The organism is Streptomyces sp. NRRL F-5755 (assembly GCF_001279365.1).
Taxonomy (GTDB): Bacteria; Actinomycetota; Actinomycetes; order Streptomycetales; family Streptomycetaceae; genus Streptomyces; species Streptomyces rimosus.
In genome coordinates this window covers 19,166-40,028 of the sequence record NZ_LGCW01000271.1, presented here as the reverse complement: position 1 = coordinate 40,028, position 20,863 = coordinate 19,166, and the positions used below count along the sequence as shown (strand labels likewise).

Genomic DNA, 20,863 nt, shown 5'->3' with positions numbered 1-20,863 from the left:
CTCAGCGGGCCGCGGAGCGGCGGCGGGCGGCGACGACGGCCTTGGTGATGAAGGGCGGCAGGACGTTCACCGCGAGGCGGCGGGCCGGGCTGCGGCGCGGGCGGCCTGCCGGGCGGGTCGCGGCGGAGCGGGCGGCCTGCGGGGCGGAGGCCGTGGTGGCGGGGGCCGCCGGGGTCGCGCCGCGCCGGGCCGCCGGACGGTGGCGGGAGACCGGGTGCGCGGGCTCCTCGGCGCCCTTGGCGCTCAGCCGGATCAGCGGCGCGCCGTTCACCTCCTGCACCTCGTGCCACATCCCCTCCCGGCCGGTCAGCCAGGCCAGCAGCGCGGCCTGCACGGGCGCCGGGTCGCCCCATGTGCCGTAGAACTTGGTCGGGGTGATGCACACCGGGCGCAGCGCCTGGCCGGTGACGGCCTGCCAGGTGGCGGCGGCCACCCCCGGGCAGTGCTCGGCGCGGAAGTCGTCGAGGACGACGATGCCCTGCGGCGTGAGCAGCTCGCGCACCGTGACGATGTCGCCGTGCACATGCTCGTACAGGTGCGAGGCGTCGATGTGCGCGAAGCGGCAGCTGCCCGGCTTCACATGGTCCGCGACACTGGAACTGAGCCCCTGCACGATCTCGGGCAGCTCGTCGTGGAAAGACAGGTAGTTCGCCTCGAAGGCGCGCCGCGTCAGCGTGGAGTAGGACTTCGCCATCTCCTTGGAGTTGGACGCGTCCTCGGCGGGCGAGTCGAACAGGTCGCAGACCGTGAAGCGGTCGCCGGGGCGCAGCCGCGCGCCCATGAAGATGGCGCTCTTGCCCATGTAGGCGCCCAGTTCGAGCAGGTCGCCCGGCTCGTCCCGCTCCTCCTGGCGGGCCAGGAACCAGTCGAACAGCAGCTGGTCGGCGGTGAAGAACCAGCCCTTGACGTCGGACAGCCGCTCGGGGCGCGGGAGGTGTCCGTCACTGAGGTCTGCGGTACGGGCAGTCATGTGCGGTCCGTCTCCAGACGGTCGAGGGGCGTCGTCGGCGTGGCCGCCAGCGTGGAGCAGCAACGTGAACGGAAAGTGGCGTACGGCACAGCGTTCCCTTACGTCACCGCGCCGGTTGCCGTACGCCACACCCCTCCCGTAGGACGGCCCTCACTTCACCGCGCCCGCCATCACCCCGGAGACGAACTGCCGCTGGAAGGCGAAGAAGACCACCAGCGGGATCACCATCGACAGGAACGCGCCGGGCGCCAGCACGTCGATGTTGTTGCCGAACTGCCGTACCTCCTGCTGGAGCGCGACCGTGATCGGCGGTTTGCCGCTGTCCGCGAAGATCAGCGCGACCAGCAGGTCGTTCCACACCCACAGGAACTGGAAGATGCCCAGCGACGCGATGGCGGGACCGCCCAGCGGCAGCACCACCCGGGTGAACAGCCGCAGCTCGTTCGCGCCGTCCAGCCGGGCCGCCTCCAGCAGTTCGCGCGGGATCTCGGCGAAGAAGTTGCGCAGCAGGAACACCGCGAAGGGCAGCCCGAAGGCGGTGTGGAAGAGGATCACCCCGGGCGTCGTCTCGAACAGGCCGATCGCGCCGAACAGCTTGGCCACGGGGATCAGCGCGACCTGTACGGGCACCACCAGCAGGCCGACGACGACCATGAACCACCCGTCGCGGCCGGGGAAGTCCATCCAGGCGAACGCGTACCCGGCCAGCGCCCCGATGACGACCACCAGCACCGTCGCCGGGACGGTGATCAGCGCGGTGGTCAGCAGCGAGTCCATCACCTTGGCGTTGTCCAGCAGCGCGCTGTAACTCGCCCAGGTGAGCTGGGCGGGCTCGGTGAACACCGTCCACCAGCCGGACTCGGCGATGTCCTGCGGCGAGCGCAGCGAGGACAGCAGCAGCCCGACGGTCGGCGTCAGCCAGAACAGCCCGATCAGGACCAGCGCGACGCGCAGCACGCCGCCGCCGGTGCGGGCCGCGATCCGCGCGGGCAGCGACTGCCTGGCCCGTACGACGCCCTCGGCGGTCGTCATCGGCTCCGCTCCTTCCGTAGGCGCCGGAGATTGACGTACATCACCGGCAGCACGAGCAGCAGCAGGAACACCGCGATGGCACTGCCGAGGCCCTGGTCCACGTCCGTGCCGAAGGACGACTGGAAGAGCTGGAGCGCGAGCACGTTGGCGTCCTTGAGACTGGACCCCGGCGCGATGATGTAGACGAGGTCGAAGATCTTCAGCACGTTGATCATCAGCGTGACCAGGACGACGACCAGGACGGGCGCCAGCAGCGGCACCGTCACCCGGCGGAAGACCTGCCACTCGTTGGCGCCGTCCACCCGCGCCGCCTCCAGCAGCTCCCGCGGCACGCTCGCCAGGCCTGCCGCGATCAGCACCATCGCGAAGCCCGCCCACATCCAGATGTACGAGCCGATGATGGCCGGGGTCACCAGGGCCGGGCCGAGCCAGTTCACGCCGTTGTACGCGGCGGCGAAGTTCGAGGCCGGCAGCCGCAGCTTCGCGCCGTCCGCCGCGGCGGGCAGCGAGAACCGCCCGTCCGGCCCCGTGGTCGTACTCGCCACGGTCCGGCCGTCCTTGACCGCCTCGACCGTCAGGCCCGGCAGGCCCTTCTCGGTGCGGTCGATGATGTTCGGGTGGCCGCCGCCACCGCGGGTGAAGTCCAGCCAGGCGGTGCCGGTGACCTTGCCCGGCTCCGGGCGCGCGGCGGTCGCCGGGTGCGCGGAGCCCAGGTCGCCGGGCTGCACGGCCACCAGCGGCAGGTTCGCCGGATCGCCCGCGCGCACCGGCTTCTTGGTGGTGTACGCGCCGCCGGACGCCGCCAGCCCGGCGCTGGGCCGCGGCTTGGCGCCCGGATACGGCGCGGGCTCCGCGAACGTGTCGTGGACGGAGACCCATACGGCGTTGGCGACGCCGCGCTCCGGGTCCTGGTCGTACACCAGCCGGAAGATGATGCCCGCGGCCAGCATGGAGATCGCCATCGGCATGAAGACGACCAGCTTGAAGGCGGTGCCCCAGCGGACCCGCTCGGTGAGCACCGCGAAGATCAGGCCCAGCGCCGTGGCGACGGTGGGCGCCACCACGACCCAGATGACGTTGTTCTTCAGGGCGATCCGGATGCGCTCGTCGGTGAACAGCTCGCCGTAGTTGTCCAGCCCCACGAAGCCGTTGCCGGAGGCGTCGAACAGGCTCCGGTAGACCGAGAAGCCGATGGGGTAGACCACCAGCGCCCCGAGCAGGACCAGGGCGGGCAGCAGGAAGGCGGCGGCGACCCACGGGCGGGTGCCCGCCACACTCTTGACCCGGCGCAGCGTGCCGGTGCCCGGGCGGACGGGGCCGGCCGGCCCGCCCGCGGTCGCAGCGTTCATGTCGGTCCCCCGGTCGGTGCGGTGGGCGGCGGTGCGCACCGCCGCGTGCGGTGCGCGGCCGCGGGCCGGCGGGGCCCGCGGCCGTACGAAGGGTGCCGGGTCAGCTGCCGTACGCCTTGGCGGCGTCCTGCTCCAGCTTCCTCTGGGTGCCCGCGATGTCCTTCGGGTTCTTCAGGAAGTCCTGGAGGTCCTTCCACTCGCCCTGCCCCGGCTTGCCGCCGAAGCTCGCCGGCGCCTGGTCGGACATGTCGAAGCGGAAGTCGTCGCCCGCCTTGATCAGCGCCGTGGCGATCTCGCGCATCGTGTCGTTGGCGTATGCCGCCTTGTCCAGCTCCTTGTTGGGCGAGATGTACCCGCCGGCCTGCGCCCAGATCTTCGCGGCGTCCGTGGACGCGAGGAAGGTGAGCAGCGCCTGCGCGCCCTTGGTGTCCTTCAGGGCCACCGCCGCGTCGCCGCCGGTCACCACCGGCGACCGGGAGCCCACCGCGGGGAACGGGAAGACCTTGGCGTCCTCGCCGACCTTGGCCTTGGTCTGCGCGATGTTGGTGGCGGCGAAGTCCCCCGCGGAGACCATGGCGCTCTTCGGCTGGTCGCCGCCGCTGAAGACCTGGGTGACCGAGGTGGGGAACTGCGTCTGCAGCGCGCCGCTGTTGCCGCCGGTCAGCAGGCCGGGCCTGCCGTAGAGCTGGGCGAGCGCGGTCAGCGCCTTGGTGACGGACGGATCGGTCCACTTGATCTTGTGCTGGGCCAGCAGGTCGTACTTCTCCGGACCGGACTGGGAGAGATAGACGTTCTCGAACCAGTCGGTCAGCGTCCAGCCGTCCGCGCCGCCGACCGACACCGGCGCCACCCCGGAGTCCGCGACGGTCTGCGCCGTCTTGAGGAACTCGGCCCAGTCCTTCGGCTCGGCCACCCCCGCGTTCTCGAACGCCTTGGTGTTGTACCAGATCAGCGACTTGTTGCTGGCCTTGTAATACACACCGTACTCGGTGCCCTTGTACGAGCCCAGCTCCCGCCAGCCCGGGGAGAAGTTCTTGGCGAGCTGCTCCTTGGCGTCGGGCCCCAGGGGCTTGAGCCAGCCCTTGCGGGCAAACTCCCGCAACACGCCGACCTGCGGCGGGAACGCGACGTCCGGCGGGCCGCCGCCGGCCACCTTCGAGCCGATGAAGCCGGCCATGTCGTCACCGGTGGGTACGTAGCTGACGCTGGCGCCGGTGCGCTTTTCGAACTCGTCGAGCACCTTCAGGAAGCTCGCCCGCTCCGGGCCCGTCCACACCGCCGCGACCTGCAACTTCTGGCCGTCCAGCTTGGGGAGCTGGACGGAGGTCCCGCCGCTGGGCCCGCTGCTGCCCTCGCTCTTGCCGCCGTCGCCGCCGTTGCCGCCGCACGCCGTCAGCGTCAGCGCGCCCGCGGCGGCGAGTGCCAGGGCGGCGCGGGTGGTCGCCGCGGTGCGGGTGCGGGCGGCAGGCGTGCCGCCGGTCGTGCTGCCGGGTGTCGCGATGCGCGCGGCGGCGCGCCGTATGCGTGAAGTGCCCATCCCCGTAAGCCCCTCCCGTGCGGTGCACTTGAGCGCCGAATGGCGGCCCCCGCACGCGCGGCGCGGCGCGGCCCGCCGCGCTCAGGTCTACGCCCGGATCACCGGCCCCGCAATACCGCCTCCCGCCCCAACTGGCCTTTCGTGACCGGCCCGTTACCCCTCGCGTACACCTCGCGGGCGCGCCGCGGGCGGCCCGGACCGGTTCGTACGGCGGCCGGGGCGGCCCGGTCAGAGCAGCGGCGGTACGGCGGGCGCGCCGCAGGACTGGGCGGCCCGCTGCAGGGCGCTGGCCAGCAGCGCCAGGTCGGTGGGGCCGTTGCCCAGCTCGCGCAGCGGGCGGCGGGCCGGCGGGTCGCCCATCCGCTCCCATTCCAGCGGTACGACCGTGGGGCGGAGCGTGGACGTGCGGGGTATCCGCCCGGTCACCCGGCCGGCCTGGAACGGGGTGACGGAGGAGTCCGCCGCGCGGTGCAGGCGCCCGCGCCCCGGCGGCACCGGTTCGGCCGCGTCCGCCGCCGGGCCCAGCTCCACCCGCAGTCCGGCCGCCCGGTCCGTGGCCGTGTCGCTCGTACGGTCCGGGTGGCCGGTGGCCGCTATCAGGTGCACGCCGAGCGCCGCGCCCTCCCGGGCCACTGCCTCCAGCGCGCGCACCACCGACCCGGCCGCGGGGCGGCCCGTACTGCCGAGGGCGGGGGCGACCAGCGCGTCGAAGTCGTCGACCAGCACGAACAGCCGGGGCATCGGCGCCGTCTGCGCCGCCTGTGCCTCGCCGCCGGGCCCGGGGACACTGCGCGCGCGCAGCCGCAGCGTGCCGGTGGACGAGCCGTCCCGCTCGGCCAGGGAAGAGCCGGACGCGGCCTCGGGCGAGCGGCGGGGGGCCGGGGTGCGCGGCGCCGGCAGGTGGGCGGCGCGCCACTCGGCGAAGTCCGTGCCGGCCAGGGTCTCGGCGCGGCGCTTGAGCTCGGAGCTGAGCGCCTGCGCGAACTGCCGCATACGCACCGGGTCGGAGGCCGTCAGATGGGTGGTCACATGCGGCAGGTCCGTGCACAGCCGCAGACCTTCGCCGCGCTCCGGGCCCGCGCCGTCCACCAGGACCAGGGAGAGCAGGTCCGGGCGGTCGGCGGCGGCGAGCGAGGCGGCCAGGGAGCGCAGCAGCTCCGTCTTGCCGCTGCCCGGGCCGCCGGTCACCAGCAGATGGCAGGCGTCGGCGGCGAGATCGGTGCAGACCGGGCCGTGCGGGCCCGCGCCGAGCACGGCGGCGGCCCCCGGCAGGCCGGTGTCCGAAGCGGCGCCCGACCGGCCGGTGTCGGAGGCGGCGGCCCAGCGGGCCATCAGCGAGGCCGGGGTGGCCCGCGCCAGGCCCAGCTCGTCCAGCAGCCGGGAGGCGTCCGGCAGGGGGACGGCCGCGCTGCGCGCCGGGCGCCCCCCGAGGCCGGTGCCCGTGTCGGCCTCGCGCAGCGGCGCCAAGGCACGCGCGAACCGCTCGGCCCAGGCGCCGGAGACCGCGTCGACCGCGGCGACGGTGCCGTTCGGGCCCGTGCCGGGCTGGACGACGCGCAGCGCCGTGGCGACGTCGCCGCTCAGCACGGCGACCGCGCCGCACTCGCCGAAGGCGGGCGACGCCGCGCGGGCCGCCTCGTACGTCGAGGCGAGCGGGAAGGCGGGGGTGGCGGCCGGGGTCTCGGCCAGGCACAGCACATGGATGCCGGCCGCCGGGCCGCTCGCCGCGAGCCGGGCGGTCGTTTCGCGCAGCGCCGGGGAGCCGGGGTCGCCGTCCACGATCAGGAGGGTGTACGGGCCGTTGTAGCGGGCGGCGGCGGAGGCCACGGCGGACCGCTCGGCGGCGGCCCACTGCGGGCCCAGCGGGCCGTCGTCGAGGCGGCGCGCCAGCTCGGCCGTACGCGCGGCGGCCTGCTCCTTGTCGTAGGCGAGCAGCAGCCGGCAGTCCTGGGAGTGGGCCGGGCGCACCTGGGGGAGCCAGCCCAGCCAGGACCAGTCGGCCAGCCGGTCTTCGAGGGAGCGGGCGCGGTCGGTGCTCAAAAGCACGATTTCGAGGGTGGCGGGGGAGTGCAGCGCGGCGAGCTGGGCCACGGCGGCGCGGGCCAGGCCGCCGAGCCGGGTACGCGGCCCGGCCAGCCCCAGGGCGCCCGCCTTGCGCAGCTCGACGGTCACGGGCGCCGCGGACCGGCCGCCGTCCTGCGGGGCCGTGCCGAGCCGGACGGTGAGCGCGTCGGGGTGGTCCGGACCGCGCTCCCACAGCCGGGGTCCCGGACCGAGCGCGGTCAGCAGGATCGTCGCCGGGTCGGGCCAGCGCTCGTCCGCCGCCTCCGGGCTCAGCCGCTCGGCCGCGGGCCGGTACGTCTCGTCCGCCGGGGCTCCGGCGGCCTCCCGGGACTGCCGCTGCTGTTCTTCCCAGACCGTCGGCGCGGGGGCGGGCGCCTGCCCGGGGTGCTCGGCGGCGGGCCGGGCGCCGGTCAGCCGCCGCGCCCAGGCACCGAGGCCGCCCCGGCGCGCGGCCTTGCGCGGGTCTTCGCGCGGATCGTCGGGGGGGTCTTCGAGGGGACCGCCGTCCGGGCCTTCGTGCGGGCCTCCGGGTGGGCCTTCGCGCAGGCCGGCGGGGGCGAGGCCCTGCCGGCCGCCGTGGGTCTGCCCGTCGCCGTACGGCTCGTACCGCTCCTGGGGGCTGCCGGGATACGGGGTGCCGCGCAGGGGGGTGCCCCGGCGCCCCGGGCTGTCGTACGAAGCGGGCAGCTCCTCCCGCGGATGCCCGGCACCGTACGGGGCGGCATACGGGCCCGCGGCCTCCGGGGCGGCCGGGGGCGCGGCGGGGGAGCGGTGGTCCGGTGACGCGGGACGCGGGGCGCCGGACCGGGCGGCGGGGACGCCGGGGCGGAGGGGACCGCCGCCGGCCCCCGGGGCGTCCTCCGGCTGGGAGACGCGCAGCCGGCCCTCGCCGTCGGGCGCGCACACCAGGGCCGGGTCGGGCTCGGCCGGGGCGGGCGTCAGACGCAGCGCGGACTCGCCGATGCGCAGCAGCGCGCCGGGCGGCAGCGGCACCGGGCGCTCGCCGACCTCGGCGCCGCCGACGGCCGTGCCGTTGGTCGACCGGAGGTCGGCGACCAGCACCGAGCCGTCCGGTTCGACCGTCACCGCGCAGTGCAGCCGGGAGACGTCCGGGTCGTCGAGGGGCACATCGGCCTGCGCCGAGCGGCCGACGCGGATCGCGCCGCCCTGGCCGTGCAGGAGGTGGACGCCGCCGGCGTCGGGCCCGGAGACGACCCGCAGCCGGGGGGCGCCGTGCGGCAGGCCGTGCGCGGGGGCGGGGCCGGGGGCGCCGAGCGAGAGCACCGCGCCGTCTATCAGCGGGGGTTCGCCGACCGCGGCGCGCTGCGGGTCCAGGCGGTCGGTGCCGGCGTACAGCACGACGGGGCCGCCCGCGGCGCCCGCAGCGCCGCCGCCCTTGCCGCTGCTGCCGCTGCCGGAGGCGCCGATGTCCGCGCCGGACCCGGCGACGGCCGCCGCGAGGCCGCTCGCGACCGTGGCGAGCGCCGTCCCGGCGGGGGCCGTGACGAGGACGTCACAGGCCCGCGTGGGGTGGCCGCTGCGCGGCGCGAGGACGGTCAGCCGGATCTGCATCGCCGTCAACGGTCCCTTCCGCCCGGACCGTTCGGCGGGGGCCCCGTGACCTCCCCCACCGCACCCGGGCACTTCGGCACGTACAAGTCCCGACGCGGGGAGCACCGGGCTCCCGCGCCGCACGCGCGCGACGGGGGCCCCGCACCCCCACCGCTCCCGTGCTGGGTGCATCCTCGCACCTGCCACTGACAACACGCCCGCCGACCATCACTCAGTGATCTTGATTGGTCGGCACCGGACGCAAAACCACCTGATCGTGCCCTGCGAAAGTCCAATTTTCGATCATCGGTGCTCGCTGTTCGGCCTGACGTGGACATCGATCCGGAACCGCCGGCAACCATCTGTCCTGAATGCGCGTCTTTCCTGCAAGCCCCGCCCGATCGTCCCGGCGTACGGCCGGTACGGCGGCACTACAGTGGGGCGACGGGCCGCGGCGACCCACCGGGCCCGGCAAGGATCGACCACCACCAGGGAGCGCACGTGCGGCCGGTAGGCAGCAAGTACCTGCTTGAGGAGCCGCTGGGACGCGGTGCCACGGGCACTGTCTGGCGTGCCCGGCAGAGAGAGACGGCGGGCGCCGAGGCCGCGGTGGCCGGCGAGCCGGGCGAGACGGTCGCGATCAAGGTCCTCAAGGAGGAGCTGGCGCACGACGCGGACGTGGTCATGCGCTTCCTGCGGGAGCGCTCGGTCCTGCTGCGGCTGACCCACCCGAACATCGTGCGCACCCGCGACCTGGTCGTCGAGGGCGATCTGCTGGCGCTGGTCATGGACCTGATCGACGGCCCCGACCTGCACCGCCACCTCCGCGACAACGGCCCCTTCAGCCCCGTCGCCGCGTCCCTGCTGACCGCCCAGATCGCCGACGCGCTGGCCGCCAGCCACGCCGACGGCGTGGTGCACCGCGACCTGAAGCCCGCCAACGTCCTGCTCAAGGGCACCGGCGAGGGCGACACCGCCGAGCTGCACCCGATGCTCACCGACTTCGGCATCGCCCGCCTCGCGGACTCGCCGGGACTGACCCGCACCCACGAGTTCGTCGGCACCCCCGCCTATGTGGCGCCCGAGTCCGCCGAGGGCCGCCCGCAGACCTCCGCCGTGGACATCTACGGCGCCGGCATCCTGCTGTACGAGCTGGTCACCGGCCGCCCGCCGTTCGGCGGCGCCAGCGCGCTCGAAGTCCTGCACCGCCACCTCAGCGAGGAGCCGCGCCGCCCGTCCACCGTCCCCGAGCCGCTGTGGACGGTCATCGAGCGCTGCCTGCGCAAGGAGCCGGGCGAGCGGCCCAGCGCCGAGAACCTGGCCCGCGCGCTGCGCACGGTCGCCGCGGGCGTCGGCGTGCACGCCACCCCCGCCCAGGCCGAGGCCGCGCTCGGTGTCGCCGCCCTGCTCGCGCCCGACCCGTCCCCCGCCACGGTGCCCGGCACCGGCGCGGACGGCTCCGGCGACGCCGACCCCACCCAGGTGCTGCCGTCCACCGGCGGCGCGGGCGCGTACGACCCGGCCGCGGCGACCGCCGTACTGCCGTCCGCCGGCGGCCAGGGCGGCGGCCCCGACGCCGACCCGACCCAGGTGCTCGCCTCGGGCTCCGGCGGCCAGGGCCAGGGCTTCGGCAACGGCCAGGGCGGCGCCGATCCGACCCGCGCGATGCCTCCCGTACCGCCCGGCCCGCCCGGTGGTCAGCAGGCCGACGGACCGCATCCCTGGGAGTCCCAGATGCGGGCCGCCCGGGACCGCAACGAGCAGACGCAGTACCTGGACCCGGGCGAGGACCCGCTGCGCCGCCGCCCGCAGCGGCAGCCCGCGCAGCCGCCGCAGCGCCCCCAGCAGCAGCCCCCGCGCTACCAGGAGCCGTACCAGCAGCAGGCCCCCGCGCCGTATCAGCAGCAGGCCCCGGCGCCCTACCAGCCCCCGCAGCGCCAGCCGCAGCAGGCGCCGCGCCGCCAGCAGCCGCCGCCCCGGCGCCACGAGCCCGAGCCGCCCCGCGAGCGGGAGCCCCGCCCGCCCCGCGAGCCGCGCCGGCGCAGCGCCAACCCGATGCGCATCCCGGGCCTGGGCTGCCTCAAGGGCTGTCTGTTCGTGCTGGTGATCCTCTTCGTCGGCGGCTGGGCGGTCTGGGAGTTCTCCCCGCTCCAGGAGTGGATCGGCACCACCAAGGGTTACTTCGAACAGATCGGCGACGTCATCGGCGGCGTCCGGGACTTCGTCAGGGACATCGGCAACTGGTTCAAGTGACGGCTGCGCGCCGGGCCGTACGGACGGCTCCGGCGCACGCCCGGGTGGCGGCCCGCCGCGCACGGCGCGCGACCAAGGAGATTTGTCGACTTCCAAAGGGCGATTTCCCCCACAGAAGTGCCGCCCCGGGCGATCCTGGGCACGCAACCCCCTGCGACCCGCGTAGCTTTGACGCCACCTTCAGCCCCCTGAGGACGCTCAGCGGGCCCGACACGTCGGAGCAGTCTTGGCACGGAAGATCGGCAGCCGGTACACCACCCACCAGATCCTTGGTCGCGGCAGCGCCGGCACGGTATGGCTGGGCGACGGACCCGAGGGGCCCGTCGCCATCAAGCTGCTGCGCGAGGACCTCGCCGCCGACCAGGAGCTGGTCGGCCGCTTCGTGCAGGAGCGGGCGGCGCTGCTCGGCCTGGAGCACCCGCACGTCGTCGCCGTGCGCGACCTGGTGGTCGACGGCAACGACCTCGCCCTGGTCATGGACCTCGTACGGGGCACGGACCTGCGCACCCGCCTGGAGCGGGAGCGCCGGCTCGCCCCCGAGGCCGCCGTCGCCATCGTCGCCGACGTGGCCGACGGCCTCGCCGCCGCCCACAAGGCGGGCATCGTGCACCGCGACGTCAAGCCGGAGAACGTCCTGCTGGACATGCAGGGCCCGCTCGGCCCCGGCGGCGCCCACCCCGCGCTGCTCACCGACTTCGGCATCGCCCGCCTCGTCGACGCGCCGCGCCTCCACCAGGCCCCGGCCGGCGGGCCGCGCTCGGCCAAGGTGATCGGCACCCCCGACTACCTCGCCCCCGAGATCATCGAGGGCCTGCCGCCGCGCGCGTCCGTCGACGTGTACGCGCTCGCCACGGTCCTCTACGAGCTGCTCGCGGGCTTCACGCCGTTCGGCGGCGGCCACCCCGGCGCGGTGCTGCGCCGCCACGTCACCGAGTCCGTGGCGCCGCTGCCCGGCATCCCGGACGAGCTGTGGCAGCTGCTCCTGCAGTGCCTGGCCAAGGCGCCCGCCTCCCGGCTGCGCGCCTCCGAACTGGCCTCCCGGCTGCGCGAGATCCTGCCGGGCCTGGCGGGCCACCCGCCGCTGGACATCGACGAGCCGGACGACGAAACGTCCGAGCAGACCGGGCAGGAGTCCGGGGAGGGCGCCACCGGACCGTACGCGTCCGGCGCGGCGACCGCCTCCGGCCCGTACGAGGAAGCCCTCTACCCGCCGGTCGCCCCGGGCGGCACCCGGCCGCGCGGCGCCGTACCGCTCGTACACGGCTCCGCCGCCCCCGACTCGAACCGCGAGACCCACACGAGCATGCGCGTCCCCGGCCCGGACGAGCTGGCGGGCGGCGCCCACGGCACGGCCCGCGCGCCGCGCGCCGCGGGCGAGCGCCGGGCCGGGTCGGCCCGGCACCGCGAGGCGGTGCGCCGCCGCCGGGTCAAGCTGGGCCTGGCCGCCGCTGCGGTGGTGGCCGCCGCCGGGATCGGCGGGTGGTTCGCCGCGCAGCACGGCGACTCCGGCGACGCCAAGCCGGGCGTGCATCAGTCCGAGACGTCGGCCCCCCGGCCCGTGCGCTGAGCCCGTAGGCCGTACACCTTGAGGACGGCCGTCCGGCCCCCGCGCGGGACCGGACGGCCCGTACCGGCGCCGCCGCACCCCGCCCCACCTGCGGCCACGCGCCCCCGCCCGGGACGCCGCGCGAGGGTCGGGACATGGATGCGGCGGCAGCCGTTAGGCTGGTGTGCGTGGCAGTCGTCGATGTATCCGAAGAGCTGAAGTCCCTCTCCTCGACCATGGGGTCGATCGAGGCCGTCCTGGACCTCGACAAGATGAGGGCCGATATCGCTGCGCTTGAGGAGCAGGCCGCGGCGCCGTCCCTGTGGGACGACCCGGAGAACGCGCAGAAGATCACCAGCCGGCTGTCCTACCTCCAGGGCCAGCTGCGCCGGGCCGAGGAGCTGCGCGGCCGGGTCGACGATCTCGGGGTGCTCTTCGAGCTCGCCGAGGCCGAGGGCGACGAGGAGGCCCGCGCCGAGGCCGAGGGCGAGCTGGCCGACGTCCGCAAGGCGGTCGACGAGCTGGAGGTGCGCACCCTCCTGTCCGGCGAGTACGACTCCCGCGAGGCCGTCGTCAACATCCGCGCCGAGGCCGGCGGCGTGGACGCCGCCGACTTCGCCGAGAAGCTCCAGCGCATGTACCTGCGCTGGGCCGAGCGGCACGGCTACAAGACCGAGCTGTACGAGACCTCCTACGCCGAAGAGGCCGGCATCAAGTCGACCACCTTCGCCGTCCAGGTGCCGTACGCCTACGGCACGCTCTCCGTCGAGCAGGGCACCCACCGCCTCGTGCGCATCTCGCCCTTCGACAACCAGGGCCGCCGCCAGACGTCCTTCGCGGGCGTCGAGGTGCTGCCGGTGGTCGAGCAGACCGACCACATCGACATCGACGAGTCCGACCTGCGGGTGGACGTGTACCGCTCCTCCGGCCCCGGCGGCCAGGGCGTCAACACCACCGACTCGGCGGTGCGCCTGACGCACATCCCGACCGGCATCGTCGTCTCCTGCCAGAACGAGCGCTCGCAGATCCAGAACAAGGCGACCGCGATGAACGTCCTCCAGGCGAAGCTGCTCGAACGCCGCCGCCAGGAGGAGCAGGCCAAGATGGACGCGCTCAAGGGCGACGGCGGCAATTCCTGGGGCAACCAGATGCGTTCGTACGTCCTGCACCCCTACCAAATGGTCAAGGACCTGCGTACCGAGTTCGAGGTCGGCAATCCGCAGGCCGTGCTCGACGGCGACATCGACGGCTTCCTGGAGGCCGGTATCCGCTGGCGCAAGCAGCAGGAGCAGGGCAAGTAAGGAGCGGCGGAAAGCCGTCCGAATATCCGGTGAAAAACAACTGCCGCTTTTTGGGCGGCAGTTGTTTTTTGCTGCCCGGTACCTCTGTGGCAATTTGGTCACAGTCATACGTCCATGGACCCCGCAACTCCTCTCAATTCGGTCATCGCACCTTTATTTGACCTTGACGATGATGTGAGAACTGGGAAGGGTGGTACGCGGCATGCGTATGTCTCGGGGCGTGTGCGGGAACGGGGATCTGAGTGCGGCGGCCGCCGGGCGGCGCCGCGACTCGTGTACCCGGGTCGGCCGCCGCCCCGAACAGCGATGCTCCACAGACGAGTAGAGCTACTGGGGGTAGCAGGCACATGACGAAGAAGACGCGGCTGCGCGTAGCGCGCATTGCGGCCGGCGCGGTGATCGCGGCCGGTGCGTCGCTCACCGCGGCTGGGGCCGCCTCGGCGGTTGGTACCGAGCAGACGGCGGGTTCCGGCTCCGGCGGCCTGTTCGGCGGCATCGGTGACATCTTGGGTGGCGGCGGGGACTCCAGCGGCAGCACCGGTGGCGACACCTCCGGCGGCACCCTGATCTCCGGTGGCACGCAGTCCGGCGGTACGCAGTCGGGCGGCACGGAGTCCGGTGGTACCCAGTCCGGCGGTACGCAGTCCGGTGGTACGCAGTCCGGTGGTACGGAGTCCGGTGGTACCCAGTCCGGCGGTACCCAGTCGGGCGGCACGGAGTCCGGTGGTACGCAGTCGGGCGGTACGCAGTCCGGTGGTACCCAGTCCGGTGGTACGCAGTCGGGCGGCACGCAGTCCGGTGGCACCCAGTCCGGCGGTACGCAGTCCGGTGGTACGCAGTCGGGCGGCACGCAGTCCGGTGGTACCCAGTCCGGCGGCCAGTCCGGTTCGCAGACCGGCGGCTCCCAGACCGGCGGTTCGCAGTCCGGCGGCAGCCAGACCGGCGGCACCCAGTCGGGCGGCCAGTCCGGCTCCCAGACCGGCGGCAGCGACTCCGGCGGTTCGGACGACACCAGCGGCGGCAGCTCCGGCGGCAGCACCGGTGGCAGCGACGACGGCACCGGCACCGGTACGGACAACGAGGGCACCGCGCCCATCGAGCAGCCCGGCGAGGGCAACGAGCAGATCGTCAACACGCCCGGCCAGCCGAAGCAGCAGGCCAAGGGCGGCGAGCTGGCGGAGACCGGTGCCTCCGGCACCACCTTCCTGCTCGTCGGCGCGGCGACGATGATCGCCGGTGGCATCGGCTTCCGCCTGATGCCGCGCCTGATCAACAAGGGCGGCGGCGCGGCCGCGGCCTGACACCAGGCCCCGCCCCGCACCCGGGGCAGCGCATGACGAAGGGCCCGGAGCGCACTCGGCGCTCCGGGCCCTTCGGCGTTCTCGTCGGCATCGGTACGCGCACTGCCGCTCACCCGGAGCGACGCGCTGCACACGAGGCGTCAAGGGACCCGCACTTGGCGGTCCGCGCTCACGCGGCCTGGTGCACCAGTACGGCAAGCGCGATGAGCGCCACCAGCAGCGCCACCAGCGCCGCGGGCGTCACCTGGCCGAACAGCCCGGTCTCCTGCAGCCGTTCCCTGCTCGCCCGGCACACGGGGCAGCGGCCCTCGTTCACAGGGGCCGCGCAGTTGGCGCACACCAGCCGGTCGTACGTCATGCGACCTCCTCCTCAACCGCTGCAACGCGCAGGCAACCACGATGGTTCCCTTACCACTGTGCCAGCTCGGCGGCAGAACGGCGCGCCCCGGTCACCTTCCGGCCTTTTCGGCCGCATCCACCGGGCCGGCGGGCCGGAATGTGTTCGGTTTGTCCCCGTAGATGCCGTGAATAAACGCACCAACCCCGAACGGCGACTGCGCCTTCGCGCGAGACTCGCGTATGGTCACGCTCACCGACGGGAGCCACGACAGGGGCATCCCGTGCCGCTACCCAGGTCGACCGTGGTGCATCAGTGATCCGATTCGACAACGTCTCCAAGACCTATCCGAAGCAGAACCGCCCCGCCCTCAGGGATGTCTCCCTGGAGATCGAGCGCGGCGAGTTCGTCTTCCTGGTGGGCTCCTCGGGCTCCGGCAAGTCCACCTTCCTGCGCCTGCTGCTGCGCGAGGAGCGCGCCAGCCATGGCGCCGTGCACGTCCTGGGCAAGGACCTCGCGAAGCTCTCCAACTGGAAGGTGCCGCAGATGCGGCGCCAGGTGGGCACCGTCTTCCAGGACTTCCGGCTGCTCCCCAACAAGACGGTGGGGCAGAACGTCGCCTTCGCCCTCGAAGTCATCGGCAAGCCGCGCGGCCAGATCCGCAAGACGGTTCCCGAGGTCCTCGACCTCGTCGGCCTCGGCGGCAAGGAGGACCGGATGCCGGGCGAGCTGTCCGGTGGTGAGCAGCAGCGCGTCGCCATCGCGCGGGCGTTCGTCAACCGCCCGCTGCTGCTCATCGCCGACGAGCCCACCGGCAACCTCGACCCGCAGACCTCGGTCGGCATCATGAAGCTGCTGGACCGGATCAACCGCACCGGTACGACCGTGGTCATGGCCACCCACGACCAGCAGATCGTCGACCAGATGCGCAAGCGGGTCATGGAACTCGAAAAGGGCCGGCTCGTACGCGACCAGTCGCGCGGCGTGTACGGCTACCAGCACTAAGCGTGTACGGCCCCCAGCACTGAAAGGACGCCATGCGCGCCCAGTTCGTCCTGTCGGAGATCGGCGTCGGTCTCCGCCGGAATCTCACGATGACCTTCGCGGTCATCGTCTCCGTCGCCCTCTCGCTCGGCCTGTTCGGCGCCTCGCTGCTGATGCGCGACCAGGTCAGCACGATGAAGGGCTATTGGTACGACAAGGTCAATGTCTCCATCTTCTTCTGCAACAAGAACGACAGCGAGACCGGCGCCCACTGCGCCAAGGGTCCCGCCACCCAGCAGCAGAAGGACGACATAAAGGCCGAGCTGGACCGCCTGCCGATCGTGCAGAACGTGCAGCACGAGTCCAGCGACCAGGCGTACAAGCACTACAAGGAGCAGTTCGGCGACACGCCCATCGCGGGCCTGGTCACCCCGGACCAGATGCCGGAGTCCTTCCGGGTCAAGCTCAAGGACCCCACGAAGTACGAAGTGATCAAGTCGGCGTTCTCCGAGCGGCCGGGCGTGCAGGAGGTGCAGGACCAGCGGGACACCGTCGAGCCGCTGTTCAACCTGCTCAACGGCATGAACATCGCCGCGCTGGTGGTGATGGCGCTGATGCTGCTGGTGGCGCTGATGCTGATCGTCAACACCGTACGGGTGTCCGCGTTCAGCCGGCGCCGGGAAACCGGGATCATGCGCCTGGTGGGCGCGTCGAGCTTCTACATCCAGATGCCGTTCATCCTGGAGGCGGCCATCGCGGGCCTGCTCGGCGCGGTGTTCGCCTGTGTGCTGATCGTCGGCGGCAAGTGGGTGCTGATCAACAACTGGCTGGCGGCGCGGATCCAGGTCATCCAGTTCATTGGCTGGGATTCGGTCGTGGCGGTGCTGCCGCTGGTGCTGCTGATCGGTTTGTTGATGCCGGCGCTCGCCGCGTTCTTCGCGCTCCGCAAGTACCTCAAGGTGTGACGTATGCCAAGAGCGCCGTACGGTCAACTCCCCGTACGGCGCTTCTTTCTGGCCTACACTCACCGGCATGACGGGCCCGTGTTTGTTCGCCCGGCCCCGCCGCAGCCGCCGCGGGGCGGCCCTGACGTTGGTCTTCGTCAGCGTCCTGGCCACCGGCGCCGCGGCGGGCACCTGGGAGGAGAGCGGGCGGCGGCCGGAGGAACGGCGGATACCGGAGCGGGTGGCCGCCGAGGCCGACAGCGTCCACCGGCAAAAGCGCGCGGACCGGCACGCTGCCGGACCGGCCGCGGCCGGTGCCGGCACGGCGGGCGAGGTGGTCGGCCGCAGCGGCGACCGCTGGTCGACGGCGTTCTCGGCGCGCGAGTACGAAGAGTTCCAGCAGGAGCTGGACGGCGCCTATGTGGGCGTCGGCCTGTGGCTGCGGCAGGCGGCGGACGGCCGCGTCCTGGTCTCCCGGGTGCGGCCCGGCGGCCCCGCCGCGGCGGCCGGCATCCGGCCCGGTGACGAGCTGCGCGCCGTGGACGGCGCGGCCTCGCGCGGCGCCCAGGTCACCGACGTGGTGGCGCGGCTGCGCGGCAACGCCGGCGCGGCCGCGGAAGGACATCCGCCGGGCGCCGGGAGCCGCGTCGAGCTGGAGCTGCGCCGCGGCACGCGGCAGTGGGCCGAGACCCTGCGCCGGGCCCGCCTGAGCGACCGGAACGTGATCACCGACCACCCCGACGGCCCGGACGGCCCCACCCGCATCAGGGTCGGCGCCTTCAGCAGCGGCACCGGCGAGGAGATCCGCCGGGCGGTGCGCGCCGCCTCCCCGCGCGGCGGGGTGCTGCTGGACCTGCGCGGCAACACCGGCGGCCTGGTGCGCGAGGCGGTCACCGCCGCCTCCGCCTTCCTGGACGGCGGCCTGGTCGCCACGTACGACGTCCACGGCAGCCAGCGCGCCCTGTACGCCGAGGGCGGCGGCAACCCGCAGATCCCCCTCGCGGTCCTCGTGGACGGCGGCACGATGAGCGCCGGCGAACTCCTCGCCGGGGCGCTCCAGGACCGCGGCCGTGCGGTCGTGGTCGGCACCCCGACCTTCGGCAAGGGCTCGGTGCAGCTGCCCAGCCGGCAGCCGGACGGCTCGGTCGCCGAGCTGACCGTCGGCCGCTACCGCACCCCCTCGGGCCGCACGGTGGACGACCGCGGCATCACCCCGGACCTGATCGCCGAGGACGACGCCCAGGCCCGCGCCCGTACGGTATTGAGTGGCCTCGGGGGCGGGGCGTAGTGCGAAAATGGCGCCACTATGGCTAAGGCGAACAAGAAGAAGGACAAGAAGGACGACGGGTCCGGCCGCAAGCTCATCGCCCAGCACAAGAAGGCGCGGCACGACTACCTCATCCTGGACACCTATGAATGCGGGCTGGTGCTGACCGGCACCGAGGTCAAGTCGCTGCGTCAGGGCCGGGCGTCCCTGGTGGACGGCTTCGTGCAGATCGACCGCGGCGAGGCGTGGCTGCACAACGTGCACATCCCGGAGTACGCCCAGGGCACGTGGACCAACCACAGCGCGCGGCGCAAGCGCAAGCTGCTGCTGCACCGCCTGGAGATCGACAAGCTGGAGTCGAAGTCGCAGGAGACCAGCCACACGATCGTGCCGCTGTCGCTGTACTTCACGAACGGCCGCGCGAAGGTCGAGATCGCGCTCGCCAAGGGCAAGAAGGAGTACGACAAGCGCCAGACGCTGCGTGAGCAGCAGGATCGCCGTGAGGCCCAGCGGGCGATCTCGGCGGCCAAGCGGCGCGAGCGGGCCTGAGCGTCGCCGGTCCCGGCCGCCGGAATACGCTGGCATCGTCGCGCGTTGGTCACGTACGATGGGCTACGCACCGCACGCCGGTGCAGGCACCACCTTGATAAAACAACATGGGGATGATCGGTTTCGACAGCGGATGTCGAAGCAGGGGAAGCGAGCCGAGGAAGCGGCAATGATCTCGTAAACCATATGTCGCAAAAAATAATCGCCAACACCAAGCGCGATTCCTTCGCCCTCGCTGCCTAAGTAGCGACCTGCGAAGTGTCAGCCCGGGGATGTTCCCGACCCGGATCCTGGCATCAGCTAGGGAACTAAACTTCTAGGTCCGGTCACGGGACCTAGGAGGAAATCACACAGTGACTGAGCCCGTCGGAGACTTGTCCGCGAGATCTCCGGGGCCGAGAAAATCGCAGCGGACTGCGCTCGGAGAAGCCCTGTTTCCGCACCGTTGGACGCGGGTTCGATTCCCGCCATCTCCACTCGACGGAGAAACCGGAGGCCCCGGCCCCCGGACCCGTCACCCCATGTGAGGCGAAGGCCCCGCTGCCCCGGCAGCGGGGCCTTCGCCGTTCCGCCGTTCATGCCGGACGCCGGGCGGCCCGTACGGCGTGGGCGGTGCCGGCCGTCGCCAGCGCCAGGGCGGCGGCCGCTGCGGGCACGCCGTACCCCGCCGCGGTCCCTTCCGGCAGGTGCTGTACGGCCCAGCCGCCCGCCGCCGAACCCGCCGCGATGCCGGTCAGCAGCGCGGTGACGGCCAATGTCATGCCCTCGTTCAGCCGTCCCTGCGGCACCCGGGACTGGATCAGCCCCATGCCGGTGACCATGGTCGGCGCGGTGGCCATCCCGGCGAGCAGCAGGGCCGCCGCCAGGAGGAGCCCGCCGCCCGCGCCCGCGGCCGTAAGGGGCAGCCACGTCAGCGCGGCCATCACCGCGACGCACCGCAGGAACCGGCGCCCCGCGGGCCCGGCCGGGCGCAGTACCCCGTACAGCAGCCCCGCCGCACAGGACCCCGCCGCTTGGAGGGCCAGCAGCGCGCCCGCCACCGCGCGCTGCCCGTGCGCGTCCGTGAAGCCGATCGTGACGACCTCCAGCGAGCCGAAGACCGCGCCGGTGGCGAGGAAGGTCAGCAGGAGCGGCAGCAGCGCTGTGACGAGCTGCCCGGCGCCGCGCCGGTCGGACGCCGGTGTGGCCGGTGGCTCGGTGCGGCGCTGGGCGGCGAACAGCAGCACCCCGCTCAGCAGCAGCACCGCGCCGGTCAGCGTGCCGGCCTCCGGGAACAGCGCGGTGCACAGAAAGGCCGCCAGCACCGGCCCGAGCATGAAGCACACCTCGTCGGCCGCCTGCTCGAAGGAGTTGGCGGTGTGCAGCGCGCGCGGGTCGTCCCGCAGGAGGTGGGCCCAGCGCGCGCGGGCCATGCCGCCGGTGTTCGGCGTGGTCGCGGTGCAGGCGTACGCGGCGAACAGCGTCCAGGACGGCGCGCCCAGGTGGACGCAGAGGACCAGGGCCAGCGAGCCGAGAACGGCGAGCGCCGTCGCGGGCACGGCGATCCTGGCCTGCCCGTAGCGGTCGACCAGCCGCGCCGTCCACGGCCCGGCCACCGCCGTCGCCGCCAGCCCGGTCGCGGTGACCGCCCCGGCCAGCGCGTACGAGCCGCGCGACCCGGCGATCATCAGGATCGCGCTGACGCTGAACATGCCCATCGGCAGCCGGGCGAGCAGGTTGGCGGCGGTGAAGGCGCGGGCGCCGGGGACGGTGAAGATCCGTCCGTACGGCCCGAGGACGCGCCGGAGCACTGCGGGGCAGCGGCGGCGCGGACGGCGGACGGGGCGGACGGGCGGGGCGGTCACGGGCCGGGAGGCGAGGAAGAGGATCACCCGACTA

General features: G+C 73.6%; 15 protein-coding genes and 1 other RNA gene. 9 read left to right on the top strand and 7 right to left on the bottom strand.

The window, feature by feature from the left end; all coding sequences use genetic code 11:
• Window position 1 precedes the first annotated feature (1 nt).
• The 5 genes from ADK86_RS25310 to ADK86_RS25290 form a co-directional block, all read right to left on the bottom strand.
• Window positions 2–970: a class I SAM-dependent methyltransferase gene (locus ADK86_RS25310; protein WP_053698647.1), complete on the bottom strand. Its 969-nt coding sequence runs from the start codon at window positions 968–970 to the stop codon at window positions 2–4.
• Window positions 971–1,120: 150 nt separating this feature from the next.
• Window positions 1,121–2,002, bottom strand: a complete 882-nt coding sequence (locus tag ADK86_RS25305) for a carbohydrate ABC transporter permease (RefSeq protein WP_030376343.1) — start codon at window positions 2,000–2,002, stop codon at window positions 1,121–1,123.
• Window positions 1,999–3,351, bottom strand: coding sequence for a carbohydrate ABC transporter permease (locus ADK86_RS25300; protein ID WP_053698655.1), 1,353 nt, complete (start codon window positions 3,349–3,351; stop codon window positions 1,999–2,001). Before ADK86_RS25300 ends, ADK86_RS25305 begins: the two co-directional genes overlap by 4 nt.
• Before the next feature lie 100 nt (window positions 3,352–3,451).
• Complete coding sequence (locus ADK86_RS25295) at window positions 3,452–4,888, bottom strand: ABC transporter substrate-binding protein (RefSeq protein ID WP_078952262.1); 1,437 nt, start codon at window positions 4,886–4,888, stop codon at window positions 3,452–3,454.
• Between the two features lie 228 nt (window positions 4,889–5,116).
• A complete protein-coding gene (locus tag ADK86_RS25290; protein ID WP_053698646.1) occupies window positions 5,117–8,524 on the bottom strand; it encodes an FtsK/SpoIIIE domain-containing protein in 3,408 nt (1,135 codons plus the stop codon).
• A gap of 480 nt (window positions 8,525–9,004) precedes the next feature.
• Between ADK86_RS25290 and ADK86_RS25285 the strand changes: the two genes are divergently transcribed.
• The 4 genes from ADK86_RS25285 (at window position 9,005) to ADK86_RS25270 (ending at window position 14,904) form a co-directional block, all read left to right on the top strand.
• Window positions 9,005–10,756 carry a serine/threonine-protein kinase gene (locus tag ADK86_RS25285; protein WP_053698645.1) on the top strand — a complete coding sequence of 584 codons (1,752 nt, stop codon included), beginning with the start codon at window positions 9,005–9,007 and terminating at the stop codon, window positions 10,754–10,756.
• 226 nt (window positions 10,757–10,982) lie between these two features.
• Window positions 10,983–12,323, top strand: coding sequence for a serine/threonine-protein kinase (locus tag ADK86_RS25280; RefSeq protein ID WP_053698644.1), 1,341 nt, complete (start codon window positions 10,983–10,985; stop codon window positions 12,321–12,323).
• Between the two features lie 167 nt (window positions 12,324–12,490).
• A complete protein-coding gene (prfB, locus tag ADK86_RS25275; RefSeq protein WP_030600186.1) occupies window positions 12,491–13,603 on the top strand; it encodes a peptide chain release factor 2 in 1,113 nt (370 codons plus the stop codon).
• Between the two features lie 347 nt (window positions 13,604–13,950).
• On the top strand, window positions 13,951–14,904 hold the full coding sequence (locus ADK86_RS25270; RefSeq protein WP_053698643.1) for a hypothetical protein: 954 nt from the start codon (window positions 13,951–13,953) through the stop codon (window positions 14,902–14,904).
• Window positions 14,905–15,073: 169 nt separating this feature from the next.
• Here ADK86_RS25270 and ADK86_RS25265 read toward each other — a convergent pair whose 3' ends face one another.
• Window positions 15,074–15,262 (bottom strand): hypothetical protein, encoded by a 189-nt coding sequence (locus ADK86_RS25265; RefSeq protein ID WP_003986515.1) that lies wholly within the window; start codon window positions 15,260–15,262, stop codon window positions 15,074–15,076.
• Between the two features lie 294 nt (window positions 15,263–15,556).
• Here ADK86_RS25265 and ftsE point away from each other — a divergent pair, with 294 nt between their 5' ends.
• The 5 genes from ftsE (at window position 15,557) to ssrA (ending at window position 19,464) form a co-directional block, all read left to right on the top strand.
• The gene (ftsE, locus tag ADK86_RS25260; protein ID WP_003986514.1) at window positions 15,557–16,246 is read left to right on the top strand and encodes a cell division ATP-binding protein FtsE; all 690 of its coding nucleotides are present in this window, start codon (window positions 15,557–15,559) and stop codon (window positions 16,244–16,246) included.
• A gap of 32 nt (window positions 16,247–16,278) precedes the next feature.
• Window positions 16,279–17,190 (top strand): permease-like cell division protein FtsX, encoded by a 912-nt coding sequence (gene ftsX, locus ADK86_RS25255; protein WP_003986513.1) that lies wholly within the window; start codon window positions 16,279–16,281, stop codon window positions 17,188–17,190.
• Window positions 17,191–17,257: 67 nt separating this feature from the next.
• The gene (locus ADK86_RS25250; protein ID WP_053698642.1) at window positions 17,258–18,457 is read left to right on the top strand and encodes a S41 family peptidase; all 1,200 of its coding nucleotides are present in this window, start codon (window positions 17,258–17,260) and stop codon (window positions 18,455–18,457) included.
• A gap of 18 nt (window positions 18,458–18,475) precedes the next feature.
• Entirely contained in the window at window positions 18,476–18,985 is a 510-nt protein-coding gene (gene smpB, locus ADK86_RS25245; RefSeq protein ID WP_053698641.1) for an SsrA-binding protein SmpB, read from the top strand.
• A gap of 109 nt (window positions 18,986–19,094) precedes the next feature.
• Window positions 19,095–19,464: a transfer-messenger RNA gene (ssrA, locus tag ADK86_RS40205) on the top strand.
• Window positions 19,465–19,560: 96 nt separating this feature from the next.
• On the opposite strand, the gene ADK86_RS25240 is transcribed toward ssrA, so the two are convergent.
• A complete protein-coding gene (locus ADK86_RS25240) occupies window positions 19,561–20,856 on the bottom strand; it encodes an MFS transporter (protein WP_053698640.1) in 1,296 nt (431 codons plus the stop codon).
• Window positions 20,857–20,863 lie beyond the last annotated feature (7 nt).

Coding starts and splice junctions, on each gene's coding strand:
- ADK86_RS25270 (WP_053698643.1), top strand. CDS start 13,951: ATGACGAAGAAGACGCGGCTGCGCGTAGCGCGCATTGCGGCCGGCGCG.
- smpB (WP_053698641.1), top strand. CDS start 18,476: ATGGCTAAGGCGAACAAGAAGAAGGACAAGAAGGACGACGGGTCCGGC.
- ADK86_RS25305 (WP_030376343.1), bottom strand. CDS start 2,002: ATGACGACCGCCGAGGGCGTCGTACGGGCCAGGCAGTCGCTGCCCGCG.
- ADK86_RS25265 (WP_003986515.1), bottom strand. CDS start 15,262: ATGACGTACGACCGGCTGGTGTGCGCCAACTGCGCGGCCCCTGTGAAC.
- ADK86_RS25250 (WP_053698642.1), top strand. CDS start 17,258: ATGACGGGCCCGTGTTTGTTCGCCCGGCCCCGCCGCAGCCGCCGCGGG.
- ADK86_RS25300 (WP_053698655.1), bottom strand. CDS start 3,351: ATGAACGCTGCGACCGCGGGCGGGCCGGCCGGCCCCGTCCGCCCGGGC.
- ADK86_RS25295 (WP_078952262.1), bottom strand. CDS start 4,888: ATGGGCACTTCACGCATACGGCGCGCCGCCGCGCGCATCGCGACACCC.
- ADK86_RS25290 (WP_053698646.1), bottom strand. CDS start 8,524: ATGCAGATCCGGCTGACCGTCCTCGCGCCGCGCAGCGGCCACCCCACG.
- ftsX (WP_003986513.1), top strand. CDS start 16,279: ATGCGCGCCCAGTTCGTCCTGTCGGAGATCGGCGTCGGTCTCCGCCGG.
- ADK86_RS25310 (WP_053698647.1), bottom strand. CDS start 970: ATGACTGCCCGTACCGCAGACCTCAGTGACGGACACCTCCCGCGCCCC.